The organism is Paenibacillus sp. FSL K6-1122, from assembly GCF_037977015.1.
In the GTDB taxonomy this organism is placed as follows: domain Bacteria; phylum Bacillota; class Bacilli; order Paenibacillales; family Paenibacillaceae; genus Paenibacillus; species Paenibacillus amylolyticus.
Genome location: NZ_CP150272.1, coordinates 1,511,390 through 1,537,216 on the forward strand (window position 1 = coordinate 1,511,390; position 25,827 = coordinate 1,537,216).

The window sequence follows — 25,827 nt, forward strand, 5'->3', positions numbered from 1 at the left end:
TTTAAGAGATATCACTTCATTGATGTCCTTTATCCTAAAAAATCAGTCGCTGATCAGATGCAAAAGTAGTGCAGGGGACGAAATCGATTTGGAGGAAGCAGAGCGTTCGCCTTTATCACCGGATTTCTCCCTTTTAAAAAGGGAATCAAAGAAATACGGGGATAACAGCGATCCGAAAAACGATTCGTAACCGGAACGGCTACATTGCAGAACGTCGTGCACTTATTTTTACAATGAGCCAGTTAGAAGTGAATCACAATATCTGTGGACTAGAGCGATCAAAGGTTTTTGAGTCTACTAATGGCCGCAGGATTATCTCAGTTGCTTTCTATTTTCAATCAAATCATTCGATATCCCAATTTGAAAGGAGTCCAACCACTCATGGCTAAAAAAGAATTCCAGGCAGAATCCAAACGTTTGCTGGATATGATGATCAACTCCATTTACACCCAAAGAGAAATCTTTTTGAGAGAATTGATCTCCAACTCCAGTGACGCCATTGATAAAATTTATTACAGAGCACTTACCGACGATTCGCTCGTTTTCAACAAAGAGGACTACTTCATCAAGCTCACGATTGACAAAGAAAACCGCACGCTCACACTGACGGATACCGGAATCGGGATGACGCAGGAAGAGCTGGAGAACAACCTGGGGGTTATCGCGAAGAGTGGTTCCCTGGCGTTCAAGAAGGAAAATGAGGCTAAAGACGGTCACAACATCATCGGACAATTCGGGGTAGGTTTCTACTCGGCATTTATGGTGGCGGACAAGCTGACCGTAACAAGTAAAACGCTGGGCAGCGACGAGGCTTGGAAATGGGAGTCCGAAGGCGCGGATGGTTACACGATCACACCAGCTGAGAAAGATTCAGTAGGTACAGAGATCGTCCTGACGATCAAAGAAAATACTGAAGAAGATTCATATGACGAATTTTTGGAAGAGTACCGCTTGAGATCCATCATCAAGAAATACTCCGACTTCATTCGCTACCCAATCAAGATGGATGTAACGGGTCAACGTCCAAAAGAGGGCACGGAGAACGAGTTCGAGGAATACCAAGAAGAACAAACCGTGAACAGCATGGTGCCGATCTGGCGTAAAAATAAAAGCGAACTGACCGAAGAAGACTACACGAACTTCTATATGGAAAAACGCTACGGTTTTGACAAACCGCTTAAACACTTGCATATTAGCGCAGATGGCGCTGTGGTATACAATGCAATCCTGTTCATTCCGGAGAATACGCCGTTTGATTACTATACGAAAGAGTATGAAAAAGGCCTTGAACTCTACTCCAACGGTGTATTGATCATGGATAAATGCGGTGATCTGTTGCCAGATTACTTTGGATTTGTTAAAGGTATGGTGGATTCCGAGGATCTGTCCCTGAACATCTCTCGTGAGATGTTGCAACATGACCGTCAGCTTAGCCTGATCGCAAAGAACATTAAGAACAAAATCAAGAGTCAACTGCAAAGCCTGCTGAAGGACGAGCGTGAGAACTACGAGAAGTTCTACCAAGCGTTTGGTCGTCAGTTGAAATATGGCGTATACAGCGATTATGGTGTGAACAAGGATACATTGCAGGATCTGCTGTTGTTCACGTCTTCCAAAGAGAGCAAACTCGTGAGCCTGGACGAATACGTCTCCAGAATGCCGGAAGATCAGAAGTACATCTACTATGCATCTGGTGAGTCCATTAGCCGTATTGAGAAGCTGCCGCAGATCGAGGGTGTTCTTGAAAAAGGGTACGAAGTATTGTACTTTACCGATGACATCGACGAGTTTGCAATCAAGATGATCACGAACTACAAGGAGAAAGAATTCAAATCCATCTCCAGTGGTGACCTGGGCATCGAAGATAGCGCAGACAAAGAAGAAACGGACGCACAGGACAACGACAACAAAGAGTTGTTTGAAGCGATGCAAGCTCAATTGGCAGGTAAAGTCAAAGCGGTTAAAGCTTCCAAACGCCTCAGAAGCCACCCGGTATGTTTGTCCACCGAAGGTGAACTGACGATTGAAATGGAGAAAATCCTGAAAGCTATGCCGAACAGCGAAAACGTACAAGCAGACAAAGTGCTCGAAATCAACGTAAATCACGATGTCTTCAAATCGTTGAAAGACGCTTTCGCTCAGGATCAGGAAAAGCTGAACCTCTACACTAGCCTCCTGTACCACCAAGCATTGCTGATCGAGGGGTTGCCAATTCAAGATCCAGTAGAGTTCACTAACGATATCTGTAAGGTTATGGTGTGAAAATCCTTCGTACAAGGGTGCGATAATATCCTTGATGCAAAAGTTCATGTAGCTTCAAGAGTAGACTGCGTGAACATTAAGTTTAGTAGCTAAATCGCAACGCTGCATCCACCATATTCATCCGACAGGGCATTTCCGTCCTGTCGGTTTTTGTTTTTTACCCACAACGGGGAGGGTGCAGGGGAGGCATACTATCATTGAAACAAATGATGATATTTTCTAAATTGAACTTGATTTTCACTCGATTTTAGCGAGCTGGATGATGAATACCATTATGTATTTTAAGGACGCAAAAGTAGTGAAGGGGACGGAATCGATTCTGAAGAAGCGAAGCGCTCGCCTTTGTCTCCGGGTTTTTCCCTTAATAAAGGGAATTCAGAAAACCTGGAGACAACAGCGATCAGAAGAACGATCCGTAACCGGAACGGCCACCTGGTGGCACAGTAAGTACTTATGGTTGTTCTGCTATGGAGCGAGCATATGTGAATAATGAGTTCAATATGAATCATTATCATTTAGATGCACGGATGATAGTCTGGCAGGGTATAATAAGAGAAGATGACTGTTCATTACAAGTTGATGTAAGAAGAGATGACAATCGCAGACAGGTTTTACTTTTCGAAACCACAGATGTTGTGTATAATCACTCAAAATAGAGACAGTCGGCTAGGAGTGATCCCCATGCAATGGAACGATCTGAGAGAACATAGACAATATCCTGAATTAACCAAATTGGATGGATCTCGTGCAGCGTATGAACGGGACTATTCGAGACTCATTCATTCACCGACCTTCCGTCGGTTACAGGGCAAATCGCAGGTGTTTGGCGCAGGAACGGGTGATTATTATCGTACTCGCTTGACCCATTCCCTAGAGGTGGCACAGATTGCACGAGAGGCTGCCCGAAGTCTGATTCGCCGTTTTCCCGAGGTGGACTGGGACCGCGCGGACAACCCCGGCCTTATTATTGATTCAGAAGTGGTGGAGTGCGCTGCAATCGCACATGACTTCGGTCACCCGCCTTTTGGACATAAAGGTGAAGAAGTATTGGATGGTATTCTGGATGACCTCATTAACACCGAGGCTAAGAAAATCATGAAAAAAAGCCGCAGCGCCAAAGTTCCAAAGGTCGAGTCTGAAGTACGTGCTGAGTTAAAACGGAAATACGAGCATTTTGAAGGCAATGCGCACAACTTCCGTCTCATTATGCACTTGGAGAAACGTGAAGATATCGACGGCCTGAATCTGTCTGATGCGGTGTTACTAGGAATCAACAAATATCCGTACCCTGGGACAGAGAGCAAAAAAGGCATGTATCATCATGAGTGGCAATATATTCGGGAGATCCGTGATCGCTGGAACGTGCCGGCAGGCAAGAAGACGCTGGAAGCACAGTTGATGGACCTTTGCGATGATATTGCGTACTCCTCACATGACCTGGAGGATGGCATCAAAGCAGGCAAAATTGAAGTACATGAGCATTTTTTGCAAGATCCGCATGTGAATCGACTGATTGTGGATAAAATTACAACGCTGGAGGATCTGTTTTGGAACGGATGGACCCGAGAAGCGATTGGGCAAAAGGTAGAAGAGGTCCTCGCTTCGTTCCTGCGCATCTGGAATGAAAAGATGCCGTTCTGCGAGCATGATTACTCGCGTACCCGCCGTGAGGTGAAGGCCTACTGGGTGAGCTTTTTTGTAGGAAGCCTGGGCGTTATTGACGACGGCGACTGGAAGAAGGTAACTTTTGTCCGTGAAGGGGCTGAAGACCTCGATATGCTGCGTACGGTGAGTGTGCTCAAAAGTTTTGCCTGGGTAACCATGATTCGTGACCTGCGTGTGCAGCGGCTACAGAAGCGCAGTGAGTGGATGATTAAGCGATTATGGGATGCATTCCTCGATCCGGAAACGTCCAAATCCATTATTCCATCCGACTGGCTGCAGCGGTATGAGAAGGATCAAGCCAAAGCCCAGCCGATCTGGACTTGGGAACACATGGTGATCGATTATATCGCAGGAATGACGGATGCATTTGCCGAGAAAATATATAATGAACTCTACGGTCTGAAGGTGGGTTCGATCTACGATCTGGATTAAAATTAACCGATATAAAGGGAGATGAGACGCGTGGCTAAGCGAATGAGTGAGACGTTCAGTCTGGGCGTACTTGACCTTGTTCCAAGGTTAGACGATGCCACAGCGGAACAGGCGCTTCAACAATCGGTGACACTTGCGCAACATGCCGAGGCTTGGGGATACGCCCGATACTGGACGTCAGAGCATCATGATATGGCTGAACTGGCCTCGGCCTCTCCTGAAGTACTGTTATCGCACATCGGAGCAAGGACAACAACGATCCAACTTGGCTCTGGTGCGGTCTTGTTGCCGCATTATAGCCCGCTCAAGGTTGCGGAGTCGTTCCGCCTGCTGGCTGCGCTCTATCCGGGGCGCATTGAGCTTGGGCTCGGACGTGCTCCTGGCGGTGGACCTCATGCCACGATGGCACTCAGTGGCAATTATTTGCAACATGTGTCCAAGCTGCCTGAATCACTCGCAGCACTCACAGAACTGCTCGAAGACCGCTACATGTATGAGGATCATCCCGTGACAGCTCGTCCGATTCCCAAGCTTCCGTTATCACTCTGGATGTTGGGAACTAACGTGAAGAGTGCAGAATTTGCGGCACGGTTTGGCATGGGGTATGTTTTTGGTCAATTCATGAGTGATGCCGATGGTACAGAGGCTGTAAGGCGATACCGAGAAGGATTTATGCCTAGTGCAACGATGAAGGAGCCTGAGGTTATGGTGGCAGTCAGCGTATTGTGTGCCGAGTCAGAGACGGATGCTTTGGATTGGAGTCGTGACATGGCGGAGAGGCGTAAGCTGAATGGGAAAGAAAATTCAACTGAGCCGAATTCAAGTGGTACCGCGGTCTCTAATACGAATGATGAAGCCGTTAGTGATCAAAATGAATCGGTACGGCACTATGCAGGTACACCTGAGCAGGTATGGGCTCGATTAAAAGAGGTGAGTCGAAGGCTGGATACGGAAAGGTTGCTTCTGGTTACGACAGGACCAGATTATGAGCGCAGGTTGGATTCATATCGATTGCTGGCTGAGCATAAGACGGCAATACTGAACTAGGCTGATCATTTTATGATGTTAGCCGTTGAAATCCGAACAAACCGAAGAGCTGCAGATCGGGACTTTACCGTATGCTGCAGCTCTTCGGTTTGGACTTTGTCAAGATTCAACAATCTTTTACAAAACCAAGCATCTTAATGACAAAATAATGTTATAATACTTTACGTCTATTTTCCTATCGATATAATATAGAGAAGTTCTTTTGACAAGAGGTCAAAAGAAGGGAAAACAATGACATAAGCACCTGAATTCGGGATGACCGAAGAGGTCAAGGGGGAAATCATATGTTCAGCAGATTCAAGATCAAGAGTATCGGTCTGCGTATCAGCATCGCGTTCTACTTGTTAATCCTCTGTTTAATTATTTTGAGTGTCACGATTGTCACCCGGATGAATTCAATTGAAACCAACACGAATGAAATTACGAACAATTGGATGCCATCAATCCAGCAAATTAACCGGTTAAATTATACCACAGAACATGTTCTGTCACTAAGTTATCGTCACTTTGATGCGGATGAAACAGACAAGGCATTTTTGTCAGAAGAGCGTACCAAGTATATTCGTGAAACGACGCAGGCGATTAAAATCTATGATCAGCAGGAGAAGTCTGCGGAAGAGCTCGAACACTGGAATGCGTTCAAGAACAAATGGGAAGCGTATCTCAAGATTAATACGCAATCGATCAAGCTGAGTGATGAGGGTCAGACACAGCTGGCGAAGGAAGTAGCTGATAAAGGTGCTGATTCCTTTGACACCATGCAAGTCGATCTTGATTATCTTGTGGAATACAATCAGGAACAATCCAATCTTGCGGCGGCCCAAACGATCAGATCAGTACAGGATGGTAGATTAATCATCATTATCGGTGTTCTTGTCATGATTGCCATTACAGCGATCAGCATTCCGATTATTCGTTCACAGGTCGTGAAACCACTGCTACGTGTCATTAGTGCGGTGAAACTGATTGCAGAAGGCCAATTGAATGTTCAGGACATACATACCAAACATGAGGATGAAGTTGGTGTTCTGGCCAAAGCGGTGAATGACATGAAAGGTAACCTGACTTCCATGGTTCTGAGCGTCAGACGAATTGCGGAAGCTGTTAATCTACAAAGTGGGGAACTGGCAATATCCTCAGAAGAGGTTAAGATTGGTAGTCGCCAGATTGCTGTGACAATGGAAGAGTCAGCCAAGGCCGCAGAGAGCCAGGCAGAGACAGCCGTGGAATCAGCTCGTACGGTTGAAGTGTTGAATGATCACATTCAGAGTCATACGGAACAAGGCAGCCAGTTGCGCGTCATGTCGGATCGTGTACTGGAACAAGGGCTGAATGGTCGCAAGGTGATGGAACAGTCGGTGCAGCAGATGCAACAGATTTCCGGCTCGGTCTCGGCTTCCATGGACAAAATGGAACGGTTGAATCGTAAAAATGAAGATATTTCCAAGCTGGTTCAAGTCATTCATGACATTGCACGCCAAACCAATCTGCTGGCATTAAATGCCTCCATTGAGGCAGCTCGTGCGGGAGAGAGTGGACGCGGATTCGCCGTAGTGGCATCAGAAGTGAGGAAGTTATCTGAGGCTGTGCAGACTTCGGTTGAAGAGATCACGGCGATTACCGAGGATATTCAGCAGGAGTCACAAGGGGTGGTTGCGGAATTACGTACGAACGTTCAGGAGACCGAACTGGGTCAGGAACATGTGCTTACTTCAGGTCAACTCTTCCGTACAATTAATGAATCGGTGGAAGGCATGGTTGGTGTCATCGGCACCATGACAGATGGTCTCGCAGGCATGCAGGAAGCAAGCGGAAGAATGAATGATTTCAGTCAGCAGATTTCCGCTGTTTCGGAACAATCGGCAGCGAGTGTGGAAGAAGTTTCTGCATCGGCGGAAGAGCAAGTAAGTTCTATGGAAACGATTAGCGGCAACATTCAAAGTCTGAAAGAATTATCGGAAGATTTGCTTACATCCATTGAAAAATTAAAAATATAACCTTCTTATAATAGAAGAAGCTGGAATCACGCAGGCGCTAATGGTGAGAAATCAGTATGATATATGAGCTGTTGGCCTATAACGTTTACTGGCAAGGACGATTAGATTTCCAATGTTATAATCTCAAAATAAAGTAAGGCGTTCCTCAACAATGGGAACACCTTATTTTTTTTCTTCCAAATAGATACGTGCAAGGAAATGGATAGTTGTCTAGGAGCCTAACATTGTATACAATGACTACCTGAAAGCAAACGTATGAGTCGTATTTGATATGTCTTCAATGAGCTTACTATTTATATAGAAGAAACATGATTAATGAAGGAAGGAGAGGGGGATTTTGCCTGATGAAACACTTGGTATTTACGCTACTTCTGGGAAACACCTCTACACCTTTGCTTGCCACGAGAACGAGCAAGAATTATGCATGTTGGAGCTGAATACGCTGCTTGAACCGAGTTTGGAGATCCGTATGGATATGGGGTCGTATGTGTGGTCTGAACGATGTATTCCACCTGGACGCAGTCCTTTTATCCATGGGAGACTGGACGTGATCGGCGAAGGGAGCAGCATGACTGATCTGCTTCCTTTTGCCAGAGATATTCATCTGTTGCCAGAAGAGACATTTAAGGTAGTTTGTCTGAAAGAAGGGGATCAAGCCCCTGATTATGCACAGTCTCGTCAACTGGAAAAAGAAGTTGGTATGTGTATTAAAGGCAAGGCACAGATGAAACAACCTAAGGTGACTTTCGGCCTAATCCGAACAGGAGAAAAATGGATCTTGGGCCAGTGGACAGAAGCGGATCGATCATGGCAGATTCATCGGCAGAAGCCGCAAAATTACTCAACTGGATTTGGCATCACGCTTGCGAGAGCGCTGGTTAATATTGCTGTTCCGAGAGTAGAAAATCATCGCTTGCTTGATCCATGCTGTGGTATGGGAACGGTTGTGATTGAGGCTTTATCCATGGGAATTGATGCAAAAGGTAACGATCTCAATCCTCTGGCTGTCCGAGGTGCACGTATCAATCTGCCGCATTATGGATATGATTCGGATCGAATCACACTGGGGGATATGAATGAACTGCAAGATTTGTATGATGCAGCAATTCTGGACATGCCCTATAATCTCTGCTCTGTACTTCCGGATGCTGAGCAACGAGCCATGCTGGAGAGTTTGCGCAGATTGGCAAAACGGGCAGTGATTGTTTCCACAGAGTGCGTAGAAGAGCACTTGTTGGAAGCGGGATGGACGGTAAAAGAGTACCGAACAGTACACAAAGGCACGTTTATACGTCATATTTGGCTGTGCATGTAAGCGTGAAAAAACAAAACCGCTACCTCTAAGGGAATTTAGATTTCCCAGAGGTAGCGGTTTTTATTGCGTACATATCAATTGATATCGTTGATATGATTTGCACAATATTGCATGGGAACGGGTGTTTGTGTTAATATTTATGACTATAATCCACAAGGTTCACCGGCAGGGTATCGCCAGCGACGTAAGCTTCCAGATTTTTGACGAAAATATCGACTGCTCGATCCGCGTATTGCTCTGTACTTCCTGCGATATGAGGCGTAATTAACACGTTATCCATGCCCCATAGCGGGTGGTCTGCAGGAAGAGGTTCTTCTTCGAACACGTCCAGTGCGGCGAAGGCAACTTGGCCGTTTTGGAGTGCATTCAGCAAGGCTTCCGTTTTCACACTGGGGCCACGGCCTACATTGACAAAGCAGGCACCGGATCGGAACTGCTCAAATGCAGTTTGATCATATATATGTTTGGTTTCATCAGTTAGCGGTAAAATGTTAATTACATAATCGCCCTGGCTCAAGGCTTCATGTAAACCGGTCATGTCGTACATTTGGTCCACATTGGGGACATCCTTACCTGAGCGGCGAACTCCGATCGTGCGCATGCCGAGTGCTTTAAGAATACGGGCTGTTTCCGTACCGATCTCACCTACACCAACGATGACCGCTGTTTTGCCATGCAGTTCCGGCAGTGGTTTGGCAGGAGCTTTCCATTCGGCCTGCTGTTGATGCAGCATAGCTTGTCTCAGCCAGCGACTGTGGGATAACATCATGCCCAGAATAATTTCGGTGATTGGAATCGCGTGAACTCCATTTGCACTGGTGACCTGAACGTTCTTTTGTTGCAAATCTGCGAAGGGGAGATTGTCCACACCAGCAGACCAGACCTGAACCCACTTCAACAGGCTATCCTGTTTCAATGCATGTTCTGTGACGAGTGGGGACCAGCCGAGAATAATCTCAGCTTCTTTCAACTCAGCGGGGTCCAATTCCTTGGCTTTTCCGAATTTCAGGGTGTATCCTGGTGCAGTATTCTGAATTCGTTGTTGCTGTTCTTCGGATAGAGATGGAAAACATACAATTTTACCCATAATGTGTGGTCCTCCTGAGATAAATAGTTTGATGAGTTTGATGATTAAAGTGTATCAGATTTGGTGTTGGATGTGCATTAAGGTGGGAAATGCAGGAATCTAGCCTTATTTGCAAATGGTTATATTTGTGTCACTCTATACTTACCCAACTTGAAACGATATGTATAGTTATGAAATAATAGAGCGAACTTTAGAGAGGTGTATGCAATGAATAACCAATCACATCAGGATCATTCATCCCGACGGGAAAGATTGTTTGTAGCAATTCGTCTTCCTGTTGCTGTTCAGCAGTCTCTTCAGATGGATGCGAGGCTTGTACAGAACAAGCTAGATTTTCGTAAATGGACAGATCATAGAGATTATCATATAACCTTGCAATTTCTGGGGGATACGTTAGTTAGTGACATTGGGCACCTGCGAAAAGCATTGCGCTCAGCAGCAAGCGGATTTCAGCCGTTTGAACTTCAGCTTTCCGACTGGGGCACATTTGGACTTGAAGAAGCACCTAAGGTGCTTTGGAAAGGTGTTAGCGGAGAGATAGAGCACTTGTTTTCATTGCAAAAACAAATCGTGCAGGCAACTTCGCCCCTGGGGTATGAAGCTGAATTAAGACCTTATGCTCCCCACATTACCATTGCCAGAAAATATCTGGGACAGCTTCCAGGTAATGAAAATAAAGGGATATCTGGAGTGCTTCCGGAACATTCCACAGGTGTTAATTCATGGATGGTGGAGGACATTGTACTTTATGTGACAAGGCTGGGACAATCGCCAATGTATGAGGCCGTGGATACGTTCACTTTTTCCTGATAATCATTTTTATGCCATAAAATCACATTGACATAACGTTTATCCCTATGTAATATTAGCCATCGTTATTCAAATTCTTTTTTTTGGGTTACTTAGTTAAGGGAATTGTTTCGACAGGAGGAATCTTCGAATGAACATTATAAGCAAAAATCGTTGGGTAGCACCGATGTTATCAGTGCTGCTTGTATGTATAGTGGGGGTAAATGTCGTTCAGGCGACGGGGAAGTGGAATGAAGCTAGTGATAGTAAACAGATGACCGAACTTGCGGCTTCTGGGCAAAATAACCAAACATCTACGCAAGAAGAGAGGCGCATGATGGAAGATGGGACAAGTCTGTCCTCTAATCTGTCTGCCCAAACCGTAGCGTGGACTGAATCTCTGCCAGCGAAGAACTGGCTTACGACTGCTCAAGAAGAGCAGGAATTGCAAGAAGCCAAGGCCAAGAACAAAGCTAGAGCGGTAGCTGCGGCCAAAGCCAAAAAAGAAGCTGCACTGAAATTGGCCAAAGTGAAACGTGCCAAAGAAGTCGCTGCTGTAACAACTCCCCCCCAAAAACTATACTTTACACGGACCAAACTTCTGAACCAGGAAGACTCGAAACTTGCAACCTGGTCATACAGTGTGTCCGATAAAGAACTGCATCTGCTGCAAAAAATCGTCATGGCAGAAGCGGAAGGTGAACCGTACGAAGGCAAAGTGGCAGTTGCCAATGTTGTCTTAAACCGGCTGCGGTCAGCCAATTTTCCCGATACCATTTACAAGGTCATCCATCAGAAATCCCAGTTTAGTCCTGTAGCGAACGGACGTATGAAACGTGTGGTTCCCAACGAGGACAGCATCAAAGCAGTGAATGCTGCGTTGAATGGGAAGAAGGAAGTTGCCGATGATACGTATTATTTCTTATCATTGACGCTTGCTGACGATCTGACAGTTGCCCGCTCGCAGAAAAAAGTAAAAACGATCGGTCATCATACTTTTTACAAGTAATCGACCCGTAAATTCTGCAAACAGGCAGGGTAGTTAACTGTGTGTGCTTCACACGGCCCTTGAAAAAGCCTGAATCGTAGTTTTATTTCGTTATTTAAAAATATCGTTATACTCTAAATTACCCTTTTTTCTGCCAAATCATACGGTGGAATGAGTGAAAATAAAAGAAGGTTCCCTTCCAAAAATTCGGAAGGGAACCTTCTTTGTATATCGTGAGCAATTGTCTTGCCCCCAATAACACCTCGTGAGAGCTGTTCTATAGGTCCGTAGAGGCATCAGAATGGTATTCTGGTACCAGACAAGGACGTGGCAGTAATTCCGGCTGTGAAGCGCTCCAAGGAGGTTGTTGTGACTTCGGCTGTAGTCGGAAACAATAAGTCATGAACAGCTTGAGCACAGCACTTCGGATCATAGACCGAATGGTTACCTGAATGATGCGCTACGTTCAGCGGGCTTTCAGTTTGAGTAGATGCCTGCTCCACTAGTTGTCTGAAACGATTGGTGATCACGTCGGCAGAGTGAATGACCTGGCCGTATCCGGCTTGTACAAAGTATTCACAGTTCTCTTCCTCTTGACCTGCAATCGGAGGGATAAACAACATCGGTAGACCCTTGGCCAGCGCTTCAGTGCATGTCATGCCGCCTGGCTTCGTAATCAGCACATCGGATACATCCATCAGTTTACTTACTTCCCGTGTATATCCCAGAATACGAATATTCGGATGCTGGAAGCAAGGCATTTCCTTCATTTTTGCGATCATTTTTTCATTGCTTCCTAGACAGAAGACCAATTGAACACGATCTGCCCAAGACGTGAGAGCTTTCATATGATCCTCATCAAACGAAAGTCCCCATCCACCACCCATAAGTAGCGCTGTAGGCATGTTCTGAAGCCCCATCTCTTCCCGTAGCTTCACCTTATCTCCTGCTTCCCAGAAGTCTGGATGCACAGGGATTCCCGTGATCTGAATATGGGAGGGATCAACACCCCGGATCTCAAGCAATGCTTTGACCTGAGGGGTAGAGACCAGATATTTGTTCACTTCCGGATTAATCCATGTTCCGTGCACGTCATAATCCGTCACAACCGTATAGAGCGGGATATTCAGACCCTGGCGTTTAAGCCGGGAGATGACAGCATTCGGAAAAGGATGGGTACAGATCACCGCATCGGGTTTCAGTTGGGATACGACCTGTGCCGTCTGTGTATAGAAAATTCGGTGCAACGCCAGCTTGGTAAAACCATTTAATGATTTATTGTACTGTGTGCGGTACAACAGGCTGACCAGTTTGGGTTGAACCGATAGTGTCTTTCGATATGCAGAGAAAATTAGTGGAGCTACCGTTGGGTTCAAAAATTTGCCTAGTTCAATGACACGACTGTGAACATGTGGACTGACTTTTTTGATGCCATGTGCCAGCGCATGAGCGGCCTGAGTGTGACCGGTACCGAAACCTTCCGATAATAAGAGCACTCTTGGTTTTCGCATGAGTTCACCTTTATTCATAAGTTTTAATTCAAAATGAAGATATTCATTGTTTATTCTAGCTATGGAATGCGTTACTACATGAATATACATTGAAGCGCAAAATCATGTTTCTTCTATGAATATTTACACCATATATCTTACAATGAGACAACCTAAACTTCATTATATACACGTATTATCTGAGTCATCTTACACTATAGACGACGAAAGAAGGAGTTTCCACTGCATTTAGGTTAAAAAATATTAACACAATTTTTAAAATGTTAGGGTTGCAATCTGTTTTCGAAGGTGGTATTGTAGTTTTTGACCGAATGACTGAATTGTATTTTTGGTCATTTATGTAGAGCGATTGAACAATGAATGTGATTAAAGGAGGGATTAGATGGCTCCGATTGACAGGAGACAGCAGGTTATTCATGCAGCAGCCCAGTCGTTTGCCATGTTTGGATACAAAGCAACGACGATGGATCAGGTCGCCAAGATTGCGAACGTTGGCAAAGGAACGATCTATACGTTTTTCACCAATAAGGAACAATTGTTTGATCAGATCCTGGTAGAAGTGATTCAGGAAATGAAAAACATCGCACATCGTGAAGTACATCAGGAAAGTGCATTTTTCGATAATCTGTTTCGGGTACTGGATGCCTTGTTGGAGTTTCGTCGTGATCACGATCTGCTCGTTAAGTTATCTCAGGAGCTGAAGGACTTTGGAACGCTGCAGGCCAAGGAAGGTTTGGACAAGGTGGAGAAAGTAATCTCCGACTTTCTGGCTAAGGAGCTTGAGAAAGCAAAAGACAATGGAGAGATTCGAGATTGTGATCCGCAAGTCGTCGCATTTATGATGATTCGCCTGTATATTGCACTCACCTCAGACTGGAGCAAACAACATCAACCGCTGAGCAAAGAGGAAATCAAGACTTACTTTCGCCTTTTCTTAATGGAAGGAATTGCTGCTGTAACGTAATCCGAATTTAATCTACTATAATATAAGGATTTTCACGTGTATCAAGCAGGGAGGCTTGTCGGAAGACAGGTTGTTTTTTTGTCCTGAAGTGACCGTTTGAGGAAAGTGGTCACTTCGTGTTTCAGTATGTTTTCTGGAATGCGACATTGTATTTCATTATGGTTATTCCTGCTCATGGAGCAGAGAGATTAAGGGGAGAAAATGACATGAAATCTTTATCCGTGTTTTTCAAGGATGTGGGATCGGCCGTGAGAAACCCGAAGGTGTTGATCCCTGTTATCGCAATTATGTTTATACCGATCCTGTATAGTGGCATCTATCTGGCGGCCTATTGGGACCCGTATGGTCATGTGGATGAGATGCCGGTTGCCGTTGTTAATCTGGACAAAGGCGCTGAGTTGGAGGGCAAATCCCTCCATGTAGGTAGTGATCTGGTGGATGAGTTGAAGAAAAATGCCGATTTTAAATGGGATTTTGTCAGTGCCAGTCAAGCCAAAGAAGGCATGAATAATGACAAATATTATATGCAAATTACGATTCCGGAGAACTTCTCATCCCAAGCAACAACATTGCTCGATGACAAGCCGGAGCCGGCTGATCTGATCTATGAACCGAATGGCAATTATAGCTTTGTTGGTGCACAGATCGGTAAGACCGCTATTAAGGACCTGAAAGCAAAAGTCTCAGCCAAAGTAACGGAATCCTATGCAGAGACATTGCTCGACAAGTTCTCCGAAGTATCGGATGGCTTGGCTGAAGCAGGCGATGGGGCGGGTGAACTGAATACTGGCGCAGGCAAACTGGATGATGGTGCTGTTAAGCTCAAGGATAACCTGGCGAAGCTTGCATCCGGAACGCTTGAACTTCAGGAAGGACTTTCTCCATTAAGTGATGGTGTTAACGCGCTGCACACAGGGGCAACCAAACTTGAAAGTGGAACATCAAATCTTGTATCCGGTCTGCAACAGCTTCAGGCAGCTGCTTCGAGCCAGCTTCAGAGCGGAGCAGATCAGTTGAAGGATGGTAGCGCCAAGTTGGAAACTGGACTCCAGTCTTCACTGGATGGCACAAGTAAGTTGCAGGCTGGTCTGAAATCATCAGAACAGGGCAGTGCGAAGCTGTCGGATGGTCTGCAAAGTGCTGTTCAGGGCAGTGGCACTCTGGCAACAGGCCTGCAATCGGCTGTAGATGGCAGCTCCAAGGTTGCTGATGGTGCACAGGGTGTAGCCGCCGGATTGAAACAGCTTGCTGCATCGAACCCCGAACTGGCTGAAAATGCGGATGTACAGAAGCTGCTTGCAGCAAGTGAAGCTGTTGCTGATGGCAGTGCACAACTGCATGAGAGCGAGCAGAAGCTGGCACAAGGTGCAGATCAGCTGCATCAGGGCAACCAGCAACTGGCTGCGGGTGCAACCGAGCTTCATGGAGGTCAGGAGCAACTTCTTGCTGGTGCGAACCAGCTGGTGGATGGTCAGAAACAATTGCTGGCTGGTGCAGGGCAGCTTAGTCAAGGAGGAGCGAAACTCTCCGATGGTCTGAAGCAGTTCAGCGGCAAATTGGGTGATGCTGCAAGTGGCGGTACATTGCTTGCAGATGGTGCCAAGCAGCTGGGCTCAGGAACAACAGCTTTGCAAACGGGTGTAGGTAAACTCAGTGGTGGCGTTAGTTCACTAACCGATGGTTCCAAGCAATTGGGTGATGGCGCGGGCAAACTGGCTGACGGCCTTACTGAGCTAAAAGATGGCTCGAGTGAATTGGAAACCAAGCTGAATGATGCCGCACAGAAAACATCCGAAGTTAAGAAAACGGATGATGTAGTGAACATGTTCGCTGAACCGGTAAACTCCTCGGAGAATACAGCAGAGAACGTGAGTAATTATGGTACAGGATTGACACCGTTCTTCCTGTCGATCGGTCTGTTTGTGGGATCGTTGATTTCCACGATTGTATTGAAAATGCGGGAAACGTCCGTACCTGGTGCAACAGGCTGGAATCGTTTTGTCAGCCGGACACTGGTATTTGGGTCCGTGAGTATTTTCCAATCGGTTATCGTGGCAAGTTTCATGTTATATGGTCTTGGACTGGAGACGCACAGCGTAGGGCTGTTCTACCTGTTTACCATTATTACGGGGCTGACCTTCATGTTGATTGTTCAGGCACTTGTAACCTGGCTGGATCTGCCTGGACGTTATGTTGTCATTCTGCTTCTGGTCTTCCAGCTTGCGGCTAGTGCAGGGACCTTCCCTGTAGAACTGATTCCATCATGGCTTCAGGCATTTAGCCCTTGGTTGCCAATGACACACAGCATTATGGGCTTCAAAGCCGTGGTATCGAGTGGTAATCTGGATGTGATGTGGCATCAGGCAGGTATTCTTAGCATCTATGCAGGTGTATCCATTCTGCTGACGCTTGCTTACTTCCTCTGGAATGGCAGACGTCCGAAAAAAGAAGTCGAACAGGCTGATTCTGGTCAAGTTGTGACGGCATAAGTCGAACCTGATCTTCAGCAGGGTCATATTTTTGAAAAAAACTTTATTTTCTTGTAGTGAAATTATGCAATATAGTAGTCAAATAGTGCAAATAGCCTGTGACCCCAAAAAGGGGTTGCAGGCTATTTTGTATACAAATGCATAGAGAAGTAAAGTTTCGCTGGCTTAAGCAGTGAAAATTTGGTGGAATTATGGATAAACCTAGGCTGCACATGGAACGATTTTCTTCTGTCAGCAATTTAATTCAGTTGTACTCTGGCTTAAAAAGTGTATAATTATTCGAAAAAGAGATGAATTTAAACGTCACTACTGTAATGCTGTACTGCAAAACATTTCTTATCAGAGGTATTAAAAAGTTTAAATTGCGCTGATGTTAGGTCGGTGTTAAAATAATAGAACTATATCAAAAAAACGTCGCTCCATTTCAGTAGCCGTGCCAGCGGCTGCGTGTTGATTTATACAGGCTGTTTGCCGGATCGTCCGGATCAGCTCATCTCATTTAATGGCTTCTGCCCAATAGCAGGCATTATTTTTGACAGTCTCATGCTGTCACCTCTTCTATCTAGCAGGCTCTATCGCAAGCGAAAGGCCAGCTCCTCCCGTTTCATTGTTGCCTGTTGCCTATGTTCTTGATCTTTCCGAAATACTTCATTATAGAAAGGTTGCGTTCCATGAGACACATCGGATTACCTCCAAAACAGGGTCTGTATGACCCGCAGTTCGAAAAAGACGCATGCGGAATGGGTTTTGTTGCCAACATCAAAGGAGTACCTTCACACGATATCGTTAGTCAGGCACTGACCATGCTTAGTAACATGGAACACCGTGGAGGACAGGGAAGTGAGCCGAATTCCGGTGACGGAGCAGGTATCCTGATTCAGATTCCACATCGCTTTTTTGCAGAGGAAGCGAAACGCCTTGGTTTTGCATTGCCTGAACAGGGATTCTATGGCGTAGGGATGTTGTTCCTTTCCCAGGACCCTGCCATTCGCAGTGCGCATGAAGAGAGCCTTAAGAAGATTATTGAAGAAGAAGGTCAGACGTTCCTGGGTTTCCGGGATGTTCCTACTTTTGATGAAATGCTTGGCCGTTCTGCGCTTGCAGCAAAACCTTATGTACGTCAGGTGTTTATTGGAAGATCCGCAGATGTGAAGGATGAGCTTGGATTCGAGCGTAAGCTGTATGTTATTCGCAGACGCGCTGAGCTGGCTATTCGTTATTCGGCAGATGAAGCAGAAGGTGGTTCGTTCTACCTTCCGAGCATGTCTTGTCGCAAAATTGTATATAAAGGCATGCTGACAACTGAACAAGTTGGCGGGTTCTATCTGGATCTGCAGGAAGAACTCGTGGAATCGGCCATTGGACTTGTGCATTCCCGTTTCAGTACCAACACCTTCCCAAGCTGGGAACGTGCCCACCCGTATCGTTTCATGATCCACAACGGTGAGATCAATACGATGCGTGGTAACGTGAACTGGATGCATGCACGGCAATCCTTGTTCGAGAGCGAGTTGTTTGGTAACGACATCGCGAAAGTAAAACCGGTTATCAATCCGGACGGTTCGGATACAGCCATGTTTGATAACACGCTGGAGTTCCTGTATCTGAGTGGTCGTTCCCTGCCACACGTGGCCATGATGATGGTTCCTGAACCTTGGAGCACGGATGAGGGAATGGACCCTGCCAAAAAGGCATTTTATGAGTATCACAGTACGATGATGGAGCCTTGGGATGGACCAGCAGCAATGGCCTTTACAGATGGTTTGCAGATTGGTGCAACACTCGACCGTAATGGATTGCGTCCAGCTCGTTATTATGTAACCAAAGATGACCGTATTATCCTGTCCTCCGAAGTTGGAGTACTTGATATTGCGCCGGAAGAGATCCTGTACAAAGATCGTCTGCGTCCAGGTCGGATGTTGCTTGTGGATACACAAGAAGGCCGCATCATCGCGGATGAGGAAGTAAAAGCAATCATTGCAGCCGAGAATCCGTATCAGGATTGGCTTGATGAGCATTTGATGGATCTGAGCGAGTTGCCGGACGCACCGGAACTTCCTGATCCAAAACATGATAACGTGACCCAGCTTCAGCTCGCTTATGGTTATACATTTGAAGAACTACGTAAAATCCTGGAGCCGATGGCAACAACAGGTATGGAAGCTACGGGTTCGATGGGTTATGATGCACCGCTGGCTGTGCTGTCCGATCGTCCACAGCGTCTGTACAACTACTTTAAACAGATGTTCGCCCAGGTAACCAACCCGCCAATCGATGCAATCCGTGAAGAGATTGTAACGTCTACGGCAACAACCATTGGTCCTGAGCGCAACTTGCTGAACCCTGAACCGGAGAGTTGTCGCCAGATCCGTCTGGATACACCGGTATTGTCTAATGAAGACTTTGCGAAGATTCGCCATGTGCGTCGCCCAGGCTTCCGCTCCATGACGATTCCAATCTTCTTCACCGCTGCGGAAGGGGCAGAAGGACTTCGCAAAGCGATGGATTTGCTCTTCGAAGCTGCAGATCGTGTCATCGACAAAGGTCATAACATTCTGATCCTGTCTGACCGCGGTGTGGACGCAGAGAATGCTGCCATTCCTGCATTGCTTGCTGTAGCAGGTCTGCATCACCATCTGATTCGCCAGGGAACCAGAACCAAAGTCAGCATTATGCTTGAATCGGCAGAACCGCGTGATATTCACCACTACGCGTTGCTGCTGGGTTATGGTGTAAGTGCGGTGAACCCTTATCTGGCCTTTGAAACGCTGGATGACATGATTCAGCAAGGATTGCTGCGTGGTATCTCGCATGAGAAAGCAGTGAAAAACTACATTAAAGCAGCTACCAAAGGCGTTACTAAAGTGTTGTCCAAAATGGGGATTTCTACGATTCAATCGTATCGTGGAGCTCAAATCTTCGAAGCGGTAGGTCTGAAATCAGACTTCGTTGACCGTTACTTTACCTGGACACCTTCCCGTATCGGTGGAATTGGGTTGGAAGAAGTGGCAGCCGAAGCGTTGACACATCATAACCGTGCCTTTACGGAAAAAGACGGTAACGATAAAGTATTGGATTCTGGTGGGGATTATCAATGGCGTAACGACGGAGAAGAGCATCTGTTCAATCCGCAAACCATTCATACCCTGCAACACGCGGTACGCACTGGGGATTACAAGCTGTATAAAAAATATTCCAAACTTGTGCAAGGTGAGAATGATCAATTGTTGACCATTCGTTCCATGCTGAAGCTGAAACCGGTGGGAGCTTCCATTCCACTCGAAGAAGTTGAATCCGTAGAAGATATCATGCGTCGTTTCAAAACAGGTGCAATGTCCTTCGGTTCGATCAGTAAAGAAGCGCATGAAGATCTTGCCATCGCAATGAACCGTGTTGGAGGTAAATCCAATACCGGTGAAGGTGGAGAAGATCCGGCTCGCTTCATTAAAGATAGCAACGGGGATTCCCGTCGCAGTGCGATTAAACAGGTAGCATCCGGACGTTTTGGTGTTACATCCAACTATTTGGTTAATGCCGATGAGATTCAGATTAAAATGGCTCAGGGAGCTAAACCAGGTGAAGGCGGACAGCTGCCAGGACGTAAAGTGTATCCTTGGGTTGCTGAAGTCCGTGGTTCAACACCAGGTGTAGGTCTGATCTCGCCACCACCGCATCACGATATCTACTCGATCGAGGATCTGGCAGAGCTGATCTATGACTTGAAAAATGCCAATCCGCGTGCTGAGATTAACGTGAAGCTGGTATCGGAAGTGGGCGTGGGTACCATCGCAGCTGGTGTAGCCAAAGGCCGTGCTGATATTATCCTCGTCAGCGGTTATGACGGTGGTACAGGTGCATCACCGCAAGGTTCGATTCGCCACGCAGGTATGCCTTGGGAACTAGGTCTTGCAGAGACACATCAAACGTTGATGCTGAACAATCTGCGTGACCGTGTCGTCCTCGAAACAGACGGCAAAATGCTTAACGGCCGTGACCTAGCGATTGCAGCCTTGCTTGGAGCAGAAGAGTATGGTTTCTCTACAGCACCGCTCGTTGCACTTGGCTGTATCATGATGCGTGTCTGTCAGATGGATACCTGTCCGGTTGGTGTAGCGACACAGAATCCGGAATTGCGTAAAAATTATATGGGTGATCCAGCTCATGTGGTTAACTTCATGCGATTTGTTGCTGAAGATGTGCGTGAGATCATGGCTGATCTTGGTTTCCGTACTATTCAGGAGATGGTCGGGCGTACAGATTGCCTCGAAACGGTAGAAGCCGTAGATCACTGGAAGAAAAAAGGTGTGGATCTGTCTGTATTGTTGCACGTGCCTGAAATGCCGGAAGGCTCTGCACGTTACCGTACACAGCATCAGAATCACCAATTGGAAGAAACGCTGGATATGCAACAATTGTTGCCACTGGCACAGTCTGCTATTGAATCCGGTCAACCGGTTGAAGCGGTGCTTCCAATTACAAACGTTAACCGTGCAGTAGGTACCATTTTGGGTAGTGAGATCACACGCAAATATGGACTCGCAGGATTGCCTGAAGATACGGTTAAATTCAAATTTGTCGGCTCTGCCGGACAAAGCTTTGGGGCCTTTGTACCTAAAGGTATGACCTTGACCGTTGAAGGGGATTCCAATGACTACGTAGGTAAAGGACTGTCCGGAGGTAAACTGATCGTGATGCCTTCTCCGAAAGCAACGTTTGAGGCGGAAGATAACATCATTATCGGTAACACGGCTCTCTACGGAGCAACAAGCGGCGAAGCGTATATCCGTGGTATTGCGGGTGAGCGATTTGCTGTACGTAACTCGGGCGCCAAAGTAGTTGTTGAAGGTGTAGGCGACCATGGTTGTGAGTATATGACAGGTGGACGTGTCGTTGTACTGGGGGATACAGGTCGTAACTTTGCAGCAGGGATGTCCGGAGGTATTGCCTATGTGTATGATCCGGAAGGCACATTCCTGAAACGTTGTAATCTGGAAATGGTTCTTTTGGAGCGTATCGAAGATGTGGCCGAAGGTGCAGATCTGCGAGGCATGATTCAACGTCATGTTGCCAACACAGGAAGTGCTGTCGGTCAGCGCGTTCTGGATAACTGGCAAGATGCGCTGAATCAGTTCGTTCGGGTTATTCCGAAGGACTTCAAACGTATGACAGAACAGATCGAACGGATTCAGGCAACAGGTTTGACTGGAGAAGCAGCGCTGCTTGCAGCGTTTGAAGCGAATATGCGTGAACTTGCACGTGCTGGAGGTTAATAACTTCCTTGTTCCAAGGTGTAAGTGCATGAACAGGTTGTATTAAGAATAATAGGAGCAATATGGTTGCCATTCCGGCACCATATTGCTCCTATTTTGCTTTCGACAAAATTAGAACCCCATCAAAAAACGTTATCGCCATGAGACGACAACATCGAGGAACTTTCTCAAGTATAATAAGGCTAGTTTTGGAGGGCAGGGAAAGTATAAAGATAAGAGAGGTTAGCGGAATGAATATGAAGCATCCAAACAGGGACGATCGTAGGCCGACAGGTAAACAAGTCGAAGCAACCCAGATGGACATCATGAAGGTGTTACTGCAATGCGGAATCGACCCGGAGCGTTGGAACCATTTCGTATCCTCCGTCAACAACAAGCGTCCTTGACACAATAGACAAGCATGGAATGAAAAAGAATTAAGACACAAAAAAAGCCCAGAAGCCAGAGAGGTTATCTCTCGGGAACTGGGTCCTCTTTTCGGGTTTAGTCCATGCTGCGTTCCATTCGGACAAATGCAATAAAACGACGTGCCTCTTCTTCGGTTAAAGACTTCCCATCAATCATCAGATCGAAGCGTTCTAACACTTCTTTGTCCGATAACTCCAAGGTATCCACGAAATCACGTACGTCTTCATCCATCACGACATCACTTTGCTTTGTACGTCCTATAAGATAATCAATAGACACATCAAAGATGTCAGCAAGTCTCGTTAACACTTCGAAATCCGGTTTACGTCGATTCTTCTCGTAGTGGGAGAGAGCAGCTCTTGTAATATGAATGGAGCTCGCAAGTTCTTCTTGAGTAAGTCCCCGCTGTTCCCGTAATTCCGCAATGCGATTTCCGTAGCTCATAAGCTATTTCCCCCTGAACGACATCAAATATATATTGAAACAATCCTGAGCCAAGTGTTTGATCAGGGCAGCTTTCCTGCAAAAGAGTAACTCCTCATGTGTTTCCTTTAACCCATTTCCATTTGTAAATAGGTCTGTCTAAGGACATCTCAAATTGTCGTAAATCAAAAGAACCATGTCCAAATACCGCTTGACATGATACGTATTGTATCGTAAATTGGACGTATGGAGTTACAAAATGTATCATTTGGGATATTTTAAGTATCTCCTGGTTGCCTGGACCATATACCTGTGAGAAGGAAGTAGAGGCAGTCCATGTAGGCTAATCCATTCTAAAGGAATGAAACCATGTATTCAATAATTCAGGAATGGGCTGATATGAAATTAAATGTCCATATGTACATTCAGGAGTTTCACGGGAAAATGGTAGACCGCAAAAGACGCCCTGTTCTGTTACTTGGAATGGACACTCAAGCAATCACCTTCCTGAGCGACCTGAACTTGCCGGTATCATCAGAAATGATCATTGGTTTGGATGTTGAAGATCAACATGTATGTGTACGACTTCACGCAAGGTTGCAATGGAAACAGCCCTTCGGAGAGCTCACAATGTATCATTCAAACTTGCATATTCAGCACGAACAGAAACTATATATAACTGGACAGTTAAACACAATGCTTACTGAAGTTCAGTTTCCCGCGGTTTCCCGTTTTCAGTATGAAAAGGCAACAGAACAAAAGGCTCTGCAAGAACCCTATCATTACATTGATTTCACCATATAATTCCAAGTCGATTCTTAACATTTTCTGAACAAAACATGTACTTAACGCCATTTTACTATATTTCATAGCGTTATGCATTAGTTCTTTAACACCAAAAGCATTTGCGCAATGAATAAAGGGGCGAGGGGGCTCATACTATTTCAGGAAGTTTGGATATGGTTGAAATGCACTGCCACATATTATCCGGCCTAGATGATGGTCCTGTTCGAATGGAGCAGTCCGTTGCGATGGCTGAGAAGGCGGCAGCCTCAGGAATTACCTCCATTATTGCTACTCCGCATCACCTGAACGGGCAATACAACAATGAACCGATGGTGGTCAATCAGGCCGTGAACCTGCTCCATGCAGAACTTCGCAAACGTAACATTCGCCTGGAGATCCGTCCCGGACAGGAGATCAGGGTGCATGACAACCTGATTGGAGACTTATATGCAGGAAAGTGCTGCACACTCGCCGGAAGTCGTTACATGTTGCTGGAACTGCCCTTTGGTCATATTCCCTCACAGTTCCCCAGGATACTGCATGAATTACGAATAGCGGGAATTACCCCTATTATTGCTCATCCGGAACGTAATCGTGTCATTTTGAAGAAGCCAAAGTTGTTGGCTGATTACTTGAGTCAAGGCGGACTATGTCAGCTCACAGCTCAATCTTTCACTGGGCTTTTCGGACGGAAAGTTCGGCAGTGGTGTTTTCATTTTTGCAAAGAAAACGGGTTTCATTTCATTTCATCAGATGCACATGATACGTGCAAAAGGACATTTGCCATAAGTGAAGGAGAGCGGGCCATCGAGCGTCGATTTGGAGCTGAAGCCGTTAAGCGGCTGGCAGAGAATGCGTCGCACATTCTATCAAATTCGTGTCTGGTCACAGAACGCTGGAAACCTCGCAAATGGCTACTGTCCATCTGGTAGTTACATAGGATAGATCACAACGTATAGGAGGAATGAAAGTGGAACTGAAAGGATATTTTCGACTCTTACAAAAGAAACTGTGGTTGATTGTTGCAATTGCTTTGATAGCCGGTGTGGGTGCAGGGGTTAAAAGCATTTTCTTCACCCAGCCCATCTATGAGGCAAGTTCCAAACTGATCGTGAACCAGACCTCTAACGTTCAAGGCCAGGCGATGATGGACTTCAGCATGATTCAAACCAATATCAAACTCATTAACTCATACAGAGAAATTATTAAATCTTCCGCCATTATGGATAAAGTCGCTACCACGTATCCGGACCTAGGCTTAACCTCTGCTCAGCTCATGAATAGCACTTCCGTCTCTACAGCCAGCGAATCCCAAGTGATGAGCATAACTGTACAAGGGACTACCTACGAAAAAGCCGCAAAAACGGTCAATGCCATCTCCAACGTGTTCCAATCTCAAATCCCCCTAATCATGAAAATCGATAATGTGGCTATCCTCAGTGAAGCAAAAGTGGATAGTAACGCATCTCCAATCAATATGAAAACCACATTAAGCATCATTGTCAGTCTGTTCGCAGGTCTTGTGCTCGCCATTGCACTTGTATTCCTGATGGATTATCTGGATGACACATTCAAATCCGAAACTGAGCTTGAAAAAGAGCTGGGCCTACCTGTGCTTACAGTGATATCCAAAATGAAAAAAGACGATCTGAAAAATACGAAAAATTACGTATCTCAACAGAAAGTGGGGGATGGCAAATATGTCGCGGCTAACCAATGAAAATAACAGTCTGGTGACCTATTTTAACTCCAAATCTCAGATCTCGGAGGGATACCGTAAATTACGGACGAACATCCAGTTCTCCTCAATCGACAGTCATATCAAAAAAATCATGGTGGCTTCCGCTGAATCCGGCGAAGGCAAGACCACAACGATTAGCAACCTGGCGGTAACCTATGCCCAGGAAGGCAAAAAAGTTCTGCTGATCGATGCGGATCTGCGTAATCCTTCTTTGCACCAGGTGTTTTCTGTACCGAATCATATCGGTCTGAGTAGTGTGCTGTCTAATCAGTACAGTGTGGAAGACGTGCTTAGAGAGAGTTATATCGACAATCTCCAATTGTTCACTTCTGGCCCAATTCCGCCGAACCCTTCCGAGATGATCGGTTCCAACCGGATGAAAAGGCTGATTGAGAAGTTAGAGGATCATTATGATGTCATCATGTTTGATACACCGCCGGTGCTTGCAGTAACGGATGCACTCATTGTGAGTTCGCTGTGTGATGGTGTGCTGCTGGTCGTGAACTCGGGCAAGGTCAAGAAGGAACTGGTGAAGAAGACCAAGGCTGCTCTGGAGCATGTGAATGCACGAATCCTGGGCGCAATCCTGAACAATATCAAAAACGCTGCAGTTCCGGTGGGCTACGGAGAGAAGTAAACCTTCCATCCAATGC

Annotated in this window: 18 protein-coding genes; 15 read left to right on the forward strand and 3 right to left on the reverse strand. The window is 46.0% G+C overall.

Features of this window, described 5'->3' with window-relative positions:
* Window positions 1-381: 381 nt before the first annotated feature.
* The 5 genes from htpG to NSQ20_RS06635 all read left to right on the forward strand — a co-directional run bounded on the left by htpG (window position 382) and on the right by NSQ20_RS06635 (window position 8,718).
* Window positions 382-2,262 carry a molecular chaperone HtpG gene (gene htpG, locus NSQ20_RS06615; protein WP_076327316.1) on the forward strand — a complete coding sequence of 627 codons (1,881 nt, stop codon included), beginning with the start codon at window positions 382-384 and terminating at the stop codon, window positions 2,260-2,262.
* A 681-nt stretch (window positions 2,263-2,943) separates the two neighbouring features.
* On the forward strand, window positions 2,944-4,359 hold the full coding sequence (gene dgt / locus NSQ20_RS06620; protein WP_076209597.1) for a dGTP triphosphohydrolase: 1,416 nt from the start codon (window positions 2,944-2,946) through the stop codon (window positions 4,357-4,359).
* Window positions 4,360-4,401: 42 nt separating this feature from the next.
* Window positions 4,402-5,406 (forward strand): MsnO8 family LLM class oxidoreductase, encoded by a 1,005-nt coding sequence (locus tag NSQ20_RS06625; protein ID WP_340033004.1) that lies wholly within the window; start codon window positions 4,402-4,404, stop codon window positions 5,404-5,406.
* 284 nt (window positions 5,407-5,690) lie between these two features.
* Window positions 5,691-7,403, forward strand: a complete 1,713-nt coding sequence (locus NSQ20_RS06630) for a methyl-accepting chemotaxis protein (RefSeq protein WP_051449613.1) — start codon at window positions 5,691-5,693, stop codon at window positions 7,401-7,403.
* Between the two features lie 337 nt (window positions 7,404-7,740).
* On the forward strand, window positions 7,741-8,718 hold the full coding sequence (locus NSQ20_RS06635) for a methyltransferase domain-containing protein (RefSeq protein WP_340032140.1): 978 nt from the start codon (window positions 7,741-7,743) through the stop codon (window positions 8,716-8,718).
* A gap of 130 nt (window positions 8,719-8,848) precedes the next feature.
* On the opposite strand, the gene NSQ20_RS06640 is transcribed toward NSQ20_RS06635, so the two are convergent.
* The gene (locus NSQ20_RS06640) at window positions 8,849-9,805 is read right to left on the reverse strand and encodes a D-2-hydroxyacid dehydrogenase (RefSeq protein WP_076319061.1); all 957 of its coding nucleotides are present in this window, start codon (window positions 9,803-9,805) and stop codon (window positions 8,849-8,851) included.
* A 207-nt stretch (window positions 9,806-10,012) separates the two neighbouring features.
* On the opposite strand from NSQ20_RS06640, the gene thpR reads away from it, so the two are divergent.
* The gene (gene thpR, locus NSQ20_RS06645) at window positions 10,013-10,615 is read left to right on the forward strand and encodes an RNA 2',3'-cyclic phosphodiesterase (RefSeq protein ID WP_047841961.1); all 603 of its coding nucleotides are present in this window, start codon (window positions 10,013-10,015) and stop codon (window positions 10,613-10,615) included.
* 130 nt (window positions 10,616-10,745) lie between these two features.
* Complete coding sequence (locus tag NSQ20_RS06650) at window positions 10,746-11,603, forward strand: cell wall hydrolase (RefSeq protein ID WP_047841962.1); 858 nt, start codon at window positions 10,746-10,748, stop codon at window positions 11,601-11,603.
* A 275-nt stretch (window positions 11,604-11,878) separates the two neighbouring features.
* Here the strand turns inward: NSQ20_RS06650 and NSQ20_RS06655 are convergent, their stop codons facing one another.
* Window positions 11,879-13,093 carry a UDP-N-acetylglucosamine--LPS N-acetylglucosamine transferase gene (locus tag NSQ20_RS06655; RefSeq protein ID WP_036611351.1) on the reverse strand — a complete coding sequence of 405 codons (1,215 nt, stop codon included), beginning with the start codon at window positions 13,091-13,093 and terminating at the stop codon, window positions 11,879-11,881.
* Between the two features lie 382 nt (window positions 13,094-13,475).
* Between NSQ20_RS06655 and NSQ20_RS06660 the strand changes: the two genes are divergently transcribed.
* The 4 genes from NSQ20_RS06660 (at window position 13,476) to NSQ20_RS06675 (ending at window position 22,202) form a co-directional block, all read left to right on the forward strand.
* Window positions 13,476-14,057, forward strand: a complete 582-nt coding sequence (locus tag NSQ20_RS06660; protein ID WP_036611349.1) for a TetR/AcrR family transcriptional regulator — start codon at window positions 13,476-13,478, stop codon at window positions 14,055-14,057.
* 206 nt (window positions 14,058-14,263) lie between these two features.
* Window positions 14,264-16,546: a YhgE/Pip domain-containing protein gene (locus NSQ20_RS06665; RefSeq protein WP_076319160.1), complete on the forward strand. Its 2,283-nt coding sequence runs from the start codon at window positions 14,264-14,266 to the stop codon at window positions 16,544-16,546.
* A gap of 671 nt (window positions 16,547-17,217) precedes the next feature.
* On the forward strand, window positions 17,218-21,816 hold the full coding sequence (gene gltB, locus NSQ20_RS06670; protein ID WP_076319062.1) for a glutamate synthase large subunit: 4,599 nt from the start codon (window positions 17,218-17,220) through the stop codon (window positions 21,814-21,816).
* 230 nt (window positions 21,817-22,046) lie between these two features.
* Window positions 22,047-22,202, forward strand: a complete 156-nt coding sequence (locus tag NSQ20_RS06675) for a hypothetical protein (RefSeq protein ID WP_017690128.1) — start codon at window positions 22,047-22,049, stop codon at window positions 22,200-22,202.
* Window positions 22,203-22,299: 97 nt separating this feature from the next.
* Here NSQ20_RS06675 and NSQ20_RS06680 read toward each other — a convergent pair whose 3' ends face one another.
* The gene (locus NSQ20_RS06680; protein WP_036668894.1) at window positions 22,300-22,668 is read right to left on the reverse strand and encodes a helix-turn-helix transcriptional regulator; all 369 of its coding nucleotides are present in this window, start codon (window positions 22,666-22,668) and stop codon (window positions 22,300-22,302) included.
* Window positions 22,669-23,046: 378 nt separating this feature from the next.
* Between NSQ20_RS06680 and NSQ20_RS06685 the strand changes: the two genes are divergently transcribed.
* The 4 genes from NSQ20_RS06685 (at window position 23,047) to NSQ20_RS06700 (ending at window position 25,811) form a co-directional block, all read left to right on the forward strand.
* Entirely contained in the window at window positions 23,047-23,451 is a 405-nt protein-coding gene (locus NSQ20_RS06685) for a hypothetical protein (RefSeq protein ID WP_143781080.1), read from the forward strand.
* Window positions 23,452-23,606: 155 nt separating this feature from the next.
* Window positions 23,607-24,365 carry a CpsB/CapC family capsule biosynthesis tyrosine phosphatase gene (locus NSQ20_RS06690; protein ID WP_036611338.1) on the forward strand — a complete coding sequence of 253 codons (759 nt, stop codon included), beginning with the start codon at window positions 23,607-23,609 and terminating at the stop codon, window positions 24,363-24,365.
* A gap of 32 nt (window positions 24,366-24,397) precedes the next feature.
* The gene (locus tag NSQ20_RS06695) at window positions 24,398-25,153 is read left to right on the forward strand and encodes a Wzz/FepE/Etk N-terminal domain-containing protein (RefSeq protein ID WP_235193748.1); all 756 of its coding nucleotides are present in this window, start codon (window positions 24,398-24,400) and stop codon (window positions 25,151-25,153) included.
* Window positions 25,134-25,811 carry a CpsD/CapB family tyrosine-protein kinase gene (locus tag NSQ20_RS06700; protein WP_076251431.1) on the forward strand — a complete coding sequence of 226 codons (678 nt, stop codon included), beginning with the start codon at window positions 25,134-25,136 and terminating at the stop codon, window positions 25,809-25,811. The genes NSQ20_RS06695 and NSQ20_RS06700 overlap by 20 nt, the downstream gene beginning before the upstream one ends.
* The last annotated feature ends 16 nt before the right edge of the window (window positions 25,812-25,827 follow it).